11 protein-coding genes are annotated in these 11,501 nt (G+C 33.3%); 8 read left to right on the top strand and 3 right to left on the bottom strand.

Features of this window, described 5'->3' with window-relative positions; all coding sequences use genetic code 11:
* The first annotated feature begins 319 nt into the window (after positions 1-319).
* From miaB to groL, 7 genes are all read left to right on the top strand, one after another.
* Positions 320-1,765, top strand: a complete 1,446-nt coding sequence (miaB, locus tag ACYSNX_RS04375) for a tRNA (N6-isopentenyl adenosine(37)-C2)-methylthiotransferase MiaB (RefSeq protein WP_461753471.1) — start codon at positions 320-322, stop codon at positions 1,763-1,765.
* A 40-nt stretch (positions 1,766-1,805) separates the two neighbouring features.
* The gene (locus tag ACYSNX_RS04380; RefSeq protein ID WP_461753472.1) at positions 1,806-3,107 is read left to right on the top strand and encodes a sigma-54 interaction domain-containing protein; all 1,302 of its coding nucleotides are present in this window, start codon (positions 1,806-1,808) and stop codon (positions 3,105-3,107) included.
* The gene (gene lptE / locus ACYSNX_RS04385; protein ID WP_461753473.1) at positions 3,107-3,613 is read left to right on the top strand and encodes an LPS assembly lipoprotein LptE; all 507 of its coding nucleotides are present in this window, start codon (positions 3,107-3,109) and stop codon (positions 3,611-3,613) included. The genes ACYSNX_RS04380 and lptE overlap by 1 nt, the downstream gene beginning before the upstream one ends.
* A gap of 148 nt (positions 3,614-3,761) precedes the next feature.
* The gene (locus tag ACYSNX_RS04390) at positions 3,762-4,415 is read left to right on the top strand and encodes a tetratricopeptide repeat protein (RefSeq protein WP_461753474.1); all 654 of its coding nucleotides are present in this window, start codon (positions 3,762-3,764) and stop codon (positions 4,413-4,415) included.
* Between the two features lie 5 nt (positions 4,416-4,420).
* Positions 4,421-4,771 carry a preprotein translocase subunit SecG gene (gene secG / locus ACYSNX_RS04395; RefSeq protein WP_461753475.1) on the top strand — a complete coding sequence of 117 codons (351 nt, stop codon included), beginning with the start codon at positions 4,421-4,423 and terminating at the stop codon, positions 4,769-4,771.
* 150 nt (positions 4,772-4,921) lie between these two features.
* Complete coding sequence (locus tag ACYSNX_RS04400) at positions 4,922-5,197, top strand: co-chaperone GroES (protein ID WP_461753476.1); 276 nt, start codon at positions 4,922-4,924, stop codon at positions 5,195-5,197.
* Between the two features lie 33 nt (positions 5,198-5,230).
* A complete protein-coding gene (gene groL, locus ACYSNX_RS04405; RefSeq protein ID WP_461753477.1) occupies positions 5,231-6,859 on the top strand; it encodes a chaperonin GroEL in 1,629 nt (542 codons plus the stop codon).
* A gap of 80 nt (positions 6,860-6,939) precedes the next feature.
* Here groL and rpe read toward each other — a convergent pair whose 3' ends face one another.
* Positions 6,940-7,602 (bottom strand): ribulose-phosphate 3-epimerase, encoded by a 663-nt coding sequence (gene rpe / locus ACYSNX_RS04410; RefSeq protein WP_461753478.1) that lies wholly within the window; start codon positions 7,600-7,602, stop codon positions 6,940-6,942.
* A gap of 78 nt (positions 7,603-7,680) precedes the next feature.
* Entirely contained in the window at positions 7,681-8,382 is a 702-nt protein-coding gene (lipB, locus tag ACYSNX_RS04415) for a lipoyl(octanoyl) transferase LipB (RefSeq protein WP_461753479.1), read from the bottom strand.
* A gap of 295 nt (positions 8,383-8,677) precedes the next feature.
* Between lipB and lysS the strand changes: the two genes are divergently transcribed.
* The gene (gene lysS, locus ACYSNX_RS04420) at positions 8,678-10,375 is read left to right on the top strand and encodes a lysine--tRNA ligase (RefSeq protein WP_461753480.1); all 1,698 of its coding nucleotides are present in this window, start codon (positions 8,678-8,680) and stop codon (positions 10,373-10,375) included.
* Between the two features lie 111 nt (positions 10,376-10,486).
* On the opposite strand, the gene ACYSNX_RS04425 is transcribed toward lysS, so the two are convergent.
* Entirely contained in the window at positions 10,487-11,350 is an 864-nt protein-coding gene (locus ACYSNX_RS04425) for a sigma-70 family RNA polymerase sigma factor (RefSeq protein WP_155092115.1), read from the bottom strand.
* Positions 11,351-11,501 lie beyond the last annotated feature (151 nt).

The following is an 11,501-nucleotide window of genomic DNA, read 5'->3' on the forward strand; positions in this document are numbered from 1 at the left end:
AAAAATCTACTTCAACCTACTCTTTATTAACCTTTAAGCCCTATAAGGAATACTTTGCATAAATTTTCCTAAGCATGAACCATTCTCTAGAGGCAATTTACTACGCTAACCATCAGCAAATATAAACATACATTAAATTATTAACATAAAAAATACACATTAACTTAAAAATTAAATATAACGCACTTTTTAATACAAGGCGCCATTTTTATTTTTAACCTAAAAAAAAATAAGGTTAAAAAAAATATGCCATCTTGTCAGTTACTTAAAAAGAAGTATCTTTGCACTTTAAAACACAAAACTCCCTTTTAACAAAGTTATGGAAAAGGTTATTGAAGAAAACAAACAAGGAACAAGCTTACAATTAGAAAATAAGGCAGAGAACACTAAAAAACTTTTCATCGAAAGTTATGGTTGTCAAATGAACTTTTCAGACAGTGAAATTGTAGCTTCCATTTTATCCCAAGAAGGGTATAATACAACAGATAATTTAGAAGAAGCTGATTTAGTATTAGTAAATACATGTTCAATACGTGACAAAGCGGAACAAACCGTTCGTAAACGTCTAGATCAATATAACCAAATAAAGAAAAAAAACCCTTCAATGAAAGTTGGAGTATTAGGTTGTATGGCTGAACGTCTTAAAAGTAAATTTCTAGAAGAAGAAAAAATTGTTGATATGGTTGTTGGGCCAGACGCATACAAAGACCTTCCTAATCTTTTAAAAGAAATAGATGAAGGACGTGATGCTATCAACGTTATTTTATCTAAAGATGAAACATATGGAGATATTGCGCCTGTTCGCTTACAAAGCAATGGAGTAACAGCATTTGTTTCTATTACAAGAGGATGTGACAACATGTGTACTTTCTGTGTTGTTCCGTTTACAAGAGGAAGAGAAAGAAGCCGTGATCCACACAGTATTTTAGAAGAAATCAAAGATCTTAATGAAAAAGGCTTTAAAGAAATTACTTTATTAGGACAAAACGTGGATAGTTACCTATGGTACGGTGGAGGTCTTAAAAAGGATTTTGACAAAGCAAGTGAAATGCAAAAAGCTACAGCCGTTGACTTTGCACAATTACTAGAACAATGTGCAGTTAGCTATCCTAAAATGCGTTTCCGTTTTTCAACTTCAAATCCTCAAGACATGCATATGGAAGTAATCCAAGTGATTGCCAAATATGATAATGTTTGTAAGTATATCCACTTGCCTGTACAATCTGGAAGTACTAGAATCTTAAAAGAGATGAATAGACAACATACTAGAGAGGAGTACATGGAGTTGGTAGATAACATCTATAAAATGGTTCCTGAAATTTCATTATCTCAAGATATGATTACTGGTTTTCCTACTGAAACAGAAGAGGACCACCTGGAAACACTATCTTTGATGGAATACTCAAAGTATGATTTCGGTTATATGTTTGCTTATTCAGAGAGACCAGGTACTCTAGCAGCCAGAAAGCTAGAGGATGATGTTCCAGAAGAAGTTAAAAAACGAAGATTGACAGAGGTTATTGAAACGCAAAGAAGAATAGGTCTAGAAAGAATCCAACGTTTCTTAGGGCAAACTGTAGAGGTACTAATTGAAAAAGAATCTAAACGTTCAACACAAGAGTGGGCTGGAAGAAATTCACAAAATACCACTGTTGTATTCCCAAAAGAAGACTACAAAGTAGGAGATTTTGTAATGGTAGAAGTTCTAGATTGTACTTCTGCAACTCTAATTGGAAAAGCAGTAGGATATTCTGCTATGCAATAAGATAAAAATTTCTAAATTTAAGGTTTGATAAACGAAGTCTATGGAAAACGTTCAAGCAATTAAACAGCGCTTTGAAATAATCGGAAATGATCCCAAATTAAATCGTGCAATAGAAAAGGCTATACAAGTAGCTCCTACTGATATCTCCGTATTAGTTGCTGGAGAGAGTGGCGTGGGAAAGGAAAGTATCCCTAAAATCATCCACTCTTTGTCCCATAGAAAGCACGGAAAGTACATAGCAGTTAACTGTGGTGCAATTCCTGAAGGAACCATAGACAGTGAGTTATTTGGACACGAGAAGGGAGCCTTCACTGGAGCGATAAGCACCAGGGAAGGTTATTTTGAAGAAGCCAATGGGGGAACAATATTTTTAGACGAAGTTGGAGAATTACCTTTAACTACCCAAGTAAGATTACTTAGAGTCTTAGAAAATGGAGAGTTTATTAAAGTAGGTTCCTCTAAAGTACAAAAAACAGATATCCGTATTATAGCTGCTACTAATGTTAATATGCTACAAGCTATTGAAAAAGGAAAATTTAGGGAAGATCTTTACTATAGATTAAGTACAGTAGATATTACCTTACCTCCTCTTAGAGAAAGAGGAGAAGATATACATTTGTTATTTAGAAAGTTCGCATCGGATTTCTCACATAAATACAAAATGCCCCCTATTAAGTTGGAACCTGAAGCTATCTCTTACCTATTGAGATATAGGTGGGATGGAAATATACGTCAATTAAGAAACGTCGCAGAGCAGATTTCAGTTTTAGAAACAGATCGATTAATTTCTTTAAAAACCTTACAATCTTATTTACCACAATGGGAAAGACAAGTCCCTTCCGTGGTAAGTAATAAAAAGGCAGAGTCTGACTTTTCTACTGAAAGAGAAATTTTATATAAAGTTCTCTTTGATATGAAGAGTGATCTAACAGACTTGAAAAAATTGACCCTTGAATTACTTAAGCATGACAACAAACAAGTAGTAGAATCTAATCAAGTTCTAATTCAAAAAATATACGGTCAAAAGAAAACAGATACACAAGATCTTTCAACTAATTTAACTAATGTTGACCTTGTTCCTTTCGAGGAGCACAATCAGAGCTCTATTGCCTCTACCTTAGAACATGCCGTTCAAAATATAGAGCAATTAGACGAGGAAGAGGAGGACGACTACCTTTTAGCAGAAACGGTGGAAGAAGAAGACTTAAACATCGAAGAAAATGAGATAGGCTTAATAAAAAGAGCTTTAGACCTAAGTCAAGGTAAAAGAAAGTTAGCTGCAAAAGAACTTGGTATTTCTGAACGCACTTTATATCGTAAAATAAAACAGTATAATCTATAATGAAACATATAAAAAGTTTATTACTTCTACTTACAGTAGCCTTTTCGATGGTTAGTTGTAAATATTATAACTTCACTGGAACAGGTAAGATTGATGCCAATAGCTTTCAAGTTAACTACTTTCAGAATCATGCTGTTTTAGTTGAACCTGGAATTGAACGTACCTTTACTACTAGTTTACAAGATTTAATACAAAATCAAACAAGTTTAAGTTTAACCAATGAAGGGGGAGATTTAATCTATGAAGGAGAAATCGTAGAGTATAGAATAAGTCCTATAACGGCAACAGCAGATCAAAGAGCTGCACAAAACAGACTTTATATTGCCATTAATGTGAGATTTATTAATGTTAATAAACCAGAGGATGATTTTGAAAAAAGATATTCTTTTTACTACGATTATGGGGCAAATGAAATTCTTATGGGAGCTTCATTATCACAAGCTCTTGATGTTATCTATGAAAGAATAACTCAAGATATATTCAACGACTCCTTAGCAAAATGGTAATTATAACATAAAAGCTTTGAATACAGAACAACTAATATCCCTATTGCATAATCCAAAGGACATCCAAAAAGAGGATACACTTGCTTTTGAAAAGATATTGAATAAATATCCCTATTTACAAAGTGTTCGATGTTTACATCTGAAAACGTTGTATTTACAAAACAGTAAATCTTATAATGCTGCTTTAAAAAAAACAGCTTGCTATACTTTAGATAGAGATATTTTATTTGAGTATATCACATCAGAGGATTTTCAAACTTACAAAGGGGTGCTTTCACAAGAAGCAACTCAAGAAGCTTCACAGGCCTTAAAAGTAATCCAATTAAAGCCTACTAGCACTATTGATGATTTAATAGAAAGTTTTGACCGCCTTTCTAATAATCAAAAAGCTACTAAACAACTTGAAATAGAAAAAAACACTTCCTTACTTTCAAAAGAAAGGTTAAATTCTGTTGAAAAAGAAGCCAACATGCCTCTAGAAGCACAACTTTTAGAGATAAATGAAAAAATTAACAAGACAGAAAAACAAAAAAAACAAGGTTTAATTGATAAATTCATAGAAACAAATCCTAAAATTGTCCCAACTAAAAAACCATCCTTAACTAGCATAAACATTGAGGATTCACTAGTAGACAACAATAGTATAATGACAGAAACCTTGGCAAAAATTTATCTAGATCAAAAAAAATATCAAAAAGCAATCCAAGCTTATGAAATTTTAATTTTGAAATATCCAGAAAAAAGTAGTTTCTTTGCAGACCAAATAGCAGATATAAAAGTATTACAACAACATAATAATTAATAATTATGAACACAGAATTTACAATATTCCTAGTATTAATGGCAATCGTTTGCTTCTTACTTATTGTAGTTATAATGGTACAAAATCCAAAAGGTGGAGGTTTAGATTCTTCTTTTGGTGGTTCAACAGTTGTAGGAGGAGTAAAAAACACCAATGATTTCTTAGATAAAAGTACTTGGGTATTAGGAGGAATATTAATTATATTAATTTTAATGTCTAGTTTAAGTTTTAGCGGAGGCGTAGGTAGTGAGTCAAAATTACTTGACCCAAATGCTGTTGCAGAGCCAACAATGACGTTACCGGTTTCAAACACAGATCAACCTGAAGAGGCTACAAATGAAACTATTCAAGAATAAGTTCATTAGTATATTATTACATATAAAATCAAAAATGCTAGCTGTCAAGCTGGCATTTTTTTTTGCTATATATGACAAAGCTTATCTTTGGCATACTTTATGCATTTTTAATTTTAACAAAACTAAAATTCAATTTAATAACTATACAATATGGCACTAAATATTAGACCCCTAGCAGACAGAGTTCTTATTGAACCACTACCAGCAGAAACAAAAACAGCTTCAGGTATCTTTATCCCTGATACTGCAAAAGAAAAACCACAAAGAGGAACAGTGGTAGCTGTTGGAAATGGAACGAAAGACCATAAAATGAGTGTAACAGTTGGGGACGTTGTTTTATACGGAAAATACGCTGGAACAGATCTTAAATTTGAAGGTAAAGATTACCTAATCATGAGAGAAGAAGACATTCTTGCAATCGTATAATAATTGAATAACAAATAATATAAAGAAAATAAAATGGCAAAAGATATTAAATTCGACATTGAAGCCCGCGAAGGATTAAAACGTGGTGTAGATGCTTTAGCAAATGCAGTTAAAGTTACATTAGGACCAAAAGGAAGAAACGTTATCATTGGTAAATCATTTGGTGCGCCAACTGTAACTAAAGACGGAGTTTCTGTAGCTAAAGAAGTAGAATTAGAAGACACTCTAGAGAACATGGGGGCTCAAATGGTTAAAGAAGTTGCTTCTAAAACCAATGATTTAGCAGGAGACGGTACTACAACAGCTACTGTACTTGCACAAGCAATCGTTAAGGAAGGATTGAAAAACGTTGCTGCTGGAGCAAATCCAATGGATTTAAAGCGTGGAATTGACAAAGCAGTTGAAATTATTGTAGCTGAACTTGGAAAACAATCTCAAGAGGTTGGAGGTTCAATGGATAAAATCAAACAAGTTGCTTCTATCTCAGCAAATAACGATGACTTTATTGGAGAGTTAATTGCAAAAGCTTTTGAAAAAGTAGGTAAAGAAGGTGTTATCACTGTAGAAGAAGCTAAAGGTACTGAAACTTATGTGGACGTTGTAGAAGGAATGCAATTTGACAGAGGATATTTATCTCCTTACTTTGTAACAAATTCAGATAAAATGGAGGTAGACTTAGAGACTCCTTACATTTTATTATATGATAAAAAGGTTTCTTCTTTAAAAGAGTTATTACCAATTTTAGAGCCAATTGCACAAAGTGGTAAACCGCTTTTAATTATTGCTGAAGATGTAGATGGAGAAGCTTTATCTACTTTAGTAGTTAATAAATTAAGAGGAGCTTTAAAAATTGCTGCTGTTAAAGCACCAGGTTTTGGAGATAGAAGAAAAGCAATGTTAGAAGATATTGCTATCCTTACTGGTGGAGTAGTTATTTCTGAAGAGCAAGGATATACATTAGAGAATACAACTTTAGAGATGTTAGGTACTTGTAAAAGAGTAAACATTGATAAAGATAATACTACTATTGTTAGTGGCGATGGAGATGCTGAAATGATTAAAAATAGAGTTAATCAAATCAAAACTCAAATGGAAGCTACTACATCTGACTATGACAAAGAAAAACTTCAAGAACGTTTAGCTAAATTAGCTGGTGGAGTTGCAGTTTTATTTGTTGGAGCAGCTTCAGAGGTAGAGATGAAGGAGAAAAAAGATCGTGTAGATGATGCTTTACATGCAACTAGAGCGGCAGTAGAAGAAGGAATTGTAGCTGGAGGTGGAGTTGCTCTACTTAGATCAAAAGCTGCTTTATCAACTTTAACGCCTGTAAATGCAGATGAAGAAACAGGTATTGCAATTATCGCAAAAGCAATTGAAGCACCACTTAGAACTATCGTTGAAAACGCAGGTCTAGAAGGATCAGTTGTTGTAGCTAAAGTTTTAGAAGTAGAAGGAAACCAAGGTTTCAATGCTAAAACAAATCAATATGTTGATATGCTTCAGGCAGGAGTAATTGACCCTAAGAAAGTGACAAGAGTAGCTTTAGAAAATGCAGCTTCTGTTGCAGGAATGATTCTTATTACTGAATGTGCTTTAGTGGACATTAAAGAAGAAGGTCAAGGAGCTATGCCAATGGGTGGAGCTATGCCCGGGATGATGTAATATCAAAACTTATATAAATAAAAAAAAGCGGTTTATATAAACCGCTTTTTTTTATTTATAATACCTAAGAAGATAAAATTCTATTTTGAGGAAATCTCTTTTAACTCAGCTATAGTCTGGGTTGGATTCTCTGATTTAAAAACAAAGCTGCCAGCAACTAATGCATCGGCTCCAGCCTCTACAAGCTCTTTTGCATTTTTACTAGTTACTCCCCCATCTATTTCAATAAGAGCATTAGATCCTTTCTCTTGAATCATGGCTTTTAATTTACGTACTTTATCAAAAGTGTTTTCTATAAAACTTTGACCTCCAAAACCAGGATTAACACTCATAATAAGTACTAAATCTAAATCTTTAATCACTTCTTCTAACACATTAACATTAGTATGAGGATTTAGAGCTACACCAGCCTTCATTCCATGTGCCTTAATAGCCTGTATAGTTCTATGTAAATGATTACAAGCCTCGTAATGAACCGTTAGAATATCAGTCCCTAATTCTTTAAAAGTAGTAATATAACGATCTGGATCAACAATCATTAAATGCACATCAAGCGTCTTACTGGCATGTTTACCAATGGCTTCTAAAACTGGCATACCAAAAGAGATATTAGGTACAAAAACCCCATCCATAATATCGATATGAAACCAATCTGCTTGGCTATTATTAATCATCTCAACATCCCTTTGCAAATTTGCAAAATCAGCTGCTAAAACAGAAGGAGCAATTATTGTATTTTTCATAGTGTTGTTGTGTATATGTTATCCTTGCAAATTTACCATTATTATATAAGACAATAAAAGCGATTGCATAGAATTATATTATTTAAAAAATTCACTCTCAAATAGATTGCTAAAATGGAACAATACTTTATCGGTAACCTCTTTCATATCTACTTGATCTACACCAAGCTCTACGTGTAAAGAAGTAACACCTTTTTCTTTAATTCCGCATGGAATAATATTGTCAAAATACCCTAAATCTGCATTGACATTAAATGCAAATCCATGCATAATTACCCAACGTGAAGCCCTTACACCAATGGCACATATCTTACGTGCAAAGGGAGTACCGACATCTAGCCAAACACCAGTTTCTCCCTCACTTCTACTGGCATGAATTCCGTAATCCTTAAGAACAAGAATAATTGTTTCTTCTAACAACCTAAGGTACTTATGTATATCTGTGAAAAAATTTTCTAAATCTAAAATTGGGTATCCTACAAGTTGACCTGGACCGTGATAAGTGATATCCCCTCCTCTATTTATCTTATAAAAACTAGCTTCTTTTTGTATTAGTTGCTCTTGATTTAATAATAAGTTAGATAACTTACCACTCTTTCCTAGAGTATAGACATGAGGGTGCTCGACTAAAAGAAAATAATTATTAGTAATATGATTGGTATTTAAACGGCGATTCTGCACTTTAGTGTCCAAAATAGACTGAAACAACTCTTCCTGATAATCCCATGTTTGTTTATAATCTTTTAACCCTAAATCAATGAGTTGAATTTTATTATTCATAAGTATTTTCTTTCTGGTTTTAAATAGTGATAATGTAACTAATCTGAAAAGTTAGTTCCTGGTTAATTTGCTCTGTTTTGTCTTAATATCAATCTATTTAGCCTTTTACTAAAACCTAATAACGACAGACAAATTTCGACATTTTTTACTATGCGGCGATAAATTTAGTACAATAGATTTATTTTATCTCGAATTATCGGATTCTTTACTAATTTAAGTGTTTTAAAAGACTTTGAAATTGTTGCATTTTCAAAGATTAACTATATTTGCCTTATAAAATTAATAATCAATTATTATGCAACTTTCAGAACAAGAAATCATCAGAAGAGAAAAGCTGAGCAAACTACAAGAGCTTGGTGTAAATCCTTATCCTGCAAACCTATTCCCTGTTGACCAAACATCGAAGCAGATACAGAACGATTTTCAAGAAGGTAAACAGGTAATTGTAGCAGGACGTTTAATGTCCTCAAGAATTCAAGGAAAAGCATCTTTTGCAACTATACAAGACAGCCAAGGAAAGATTCAGCTATATATCAATAGAGATGAACTTTGTCCTACAGAAGATAAAACACTTTACAATGAAATCTACAAAAAACTAATAGATTTAGGAGATATCATTGGAATTGAAGGAGAACTTTTCACTACTCAAGTAGGTGAAAAAACGATTAGAGTGAAAAACCTTACTCTTTTAAGTAAGTCATTAAGACCACTACCATTACCAAAAACAGATGCTGAGGGTAAAACCTATGATGCATTTACAGATCCAGAATTACGCTATAGAATGCGTTATGTGGATTTAGTGGTAAACCCATCTATCAAAGAATCATTTATCAAAAGAACCAAGTTATTCAATGCTATGCGTTCGTTCTTTAATGATGCTGGATATATGGAAGTGGAAACACCGGTTTTACAATCTATCCCAGGTGGAGCATCAGCAAGACCATTTATTACTCATCACAATGCCTTAGATATTCCTCTTTATTTAAGAATTGCCAATGAATTATATTTAAAAAGATTAATCGTTGGTGGATTTGATGGAGTATATGAGTTTGCAAAAAACTTCCGTAACGAAGGAATGGATAGAACTCATAACCCTGAATTTACGGTTATGGAAATCTATGTAGCTTATAAAGACTACCACTGGATGATGGAGTTCACAGAAAAGCTATTAGAGCACTGTGCTATTGCTGTAAACGGTACTACAGAAGCAACCTTTGGAGAACACCAAATTAGCTTTAAAGCTCCGTTTAAACGCATTACAATGGCCGATTCTATTAAAGAATTCACAGGATTTGATATTACAGGTAAATCAGAAGAGGAATTAAGAGAAGCAGCTCTATCTATGGGTATTGCTGTAGATGAAACAATGGGTAAAGGAAAGCTAATTGATGAAATATTCGGAGAAAAGTGTGAAGGGAACTACATTCAGCCAACCTTTATTACAGACTATCCAAAAGAAATGTCTCCTCTAACAAAGATGCATAGAGATAATCCAGATTTGACGGAGCGTTTTGAGTTAATGGTTTGTGGAAAAGAAATTGCTAATGCTTACTCTGAATTAAATGACCCTATTGACCAAAGAGAAAGATTTGAAGCACAAATGGCATTAGCAGATAGAGGAGATGATGAGGCAATGTTTATTGACCAAGACTTCTTAAGAGCTTTAGAATACGGAATGCCTCCTACTTCAGGATTGGGAATTGGAATGGACCGCTTAATTATGTTCTTAACAAATAACCCTTCGATCCAAGAAGTGCTTTTCTTCCCTCAAATGAGACCAGAGAAAACTGAAGTTCAAGTAGAATTGACTCAAGAAGAAAAAGATATTCTTGCTATCTTAGAAAAGAATGAAAACAAATTAGAGTTAACTCAATTAAAAGAACAAACTGGATTAAGTGGTAAGAAATGGGATAAAGCTATGAAATCACTAGCTTCTCATAACATTACTAAAGTAATTACAGAACAAGATATTAAATATGTTGTTACACAATAAATAAAAATAAAGCCTTTTCATTTTGTAAAGGCTTTATTTATAAGCATAAAAAAACCAGTGGATCTCACTGGTTTTTTTTTATAAAATACAACTTAGTGTATTCTGTATTTTTTAGCCTAAATACGTCTTTAATATTTTACTTCTAGAAGTATGTTTTAAACGACGAATAGCTTTTTCTTTAATTTGTCTGACGCGCTCACGAGTAAGATCAAAAGTTTCTCCTATTTCTTCCAATGTCATTGGATGTTGATCTCCTAGTCCAAAATACAGTCTAACCACATCTGCTTCACGAGGAGTAAGAGTTTCTAGAGCTCTTTCTATCTCTGTACGTAATGATTCATGAATTAACTCTCTGTCTGGGTTAGGTGACTCACCGCTACGCAATACATCATAAAGGTTAGAGTCTTCCCCTTCTACTAAAGGAGCATCCATAGATAAATGACGTCCAGAGTTCTTCATACTCTCTTTTACATCATTTACTGTCATATCTAATTCGATAGCAATTTCTTCGGCAGAAGGTGGACGCTCATTAGATTGCTCTAATAAAGCATACATCTTGTTAATTTTGTTGATCGAACCAATTTTGTTTAAAGGTAAACGTACAATTCTAGATTGTTCTGCTAAAGCAGATAGAATAGACTGACGAATCCACCAAACAGCATAAGAAATGAATTTAAAACCTCTTGTCTCATCAAAACGCTGAGCAGCTTTGATCAACCCTAAATTCCCTTCATTAATTAAATCTGGAAGTGTTAACCCTTGATTTTGGTATTGTTTTGCAACAGATACTACGAAACGTAAGTTAGCCTTTGTTAACTTCTCTAGAGCTCTTTGATCACCAGCTTTAATACGCTGTGCTAACTCTACTTCTTCATCTGCGGTAATCAAATCTACTTTACCAATTTCTTGCAAGTATTTATCCAATGATGCAGTTTCACGATTGGTAACTTGCTTGGTAATTTTAAGTTGTCTCATATTATTTCTATCCTTTTATTCGTTTAACTAACCCTTTAAGATTACTCTTCTTCGGGTTACATATAGTTATACGTAGATTAAGCCCAAAAGGTTACAAGGAATTAAAAACAAAGCTCGGTATTAACAAATATTTAGCAATTAGCCTAGGTTA

Source organism: Myroides sp. LJL115 (assembly GCF_054871665.1).

Bases quoted from the DNA above. Each gene is read 5' to 3' on its own strand.
- miaB (WP_461753471.1), top strand. From the start codon at position 320: ATGGAAAAGGTTATTGAAGAAAACAAACAAGGAACAAGCTTACAATTA.
- ACYSNX_RS04380 (WP_461753472.1), top strand. From the start codon at position 1,806: ATGGAAAACGTTCAAGCAATTAAACAGCGCTTTGAAATAATCGGAAAT.
- lptE (WP_461753473.1), top strand. From the start codon at position 3,107: ATGAAACATATAAAAAGTTTATTACTTCTACTTACAGTAGCCTTTTCG.
- secG (WP_461753475.1), top strand. From the start codon at position 4,421: ATGAACACAGAATTTACAATATTCCTAGTATTAATGGCAATCGTTTGC.
- ACYSNX_RS04400 (WP_461753476.1), top strand. From the start codon at position 4,922: ATGGCACTAAATATTAGACCCCTAGCAGACAGAGTTCTTATTGAACCA.
- groL (WP_461753477.1), top strand. From the start codon at position 5,231: ATGGCAAAAGATATTAAATTCGACATTGAAGCCCGCGAAGGATTAAAA.
- rpe (WP_461753478.1), bottom strand. From the start codon at position 7,602: ATGAAAAATACAATAATTGCTCCTTCTGTTTTAGCAGCTGATTTTGCA.
- lipB (WP_461753479.1), bottom strand. From the start codon at position 8,382: ATGAATAATAAAATTCAACTCATTGATTTAGGGTTAAAAGATTATAAA.
- lysS (WP_461753480.1), top strand. From the start codon at position 8,678: ATGCAACTTTCAGAACAAGAAATCATCAGAAGAGAAAAGCTGAGCAAA.
- ACYSNX_RS04425 (WP_155092115.1), bottom strand. From the start codon at position 11,350: ATGAGACAACTTAAAATTACCAAGCAAGTTACCAATCGTGAAACTGCA.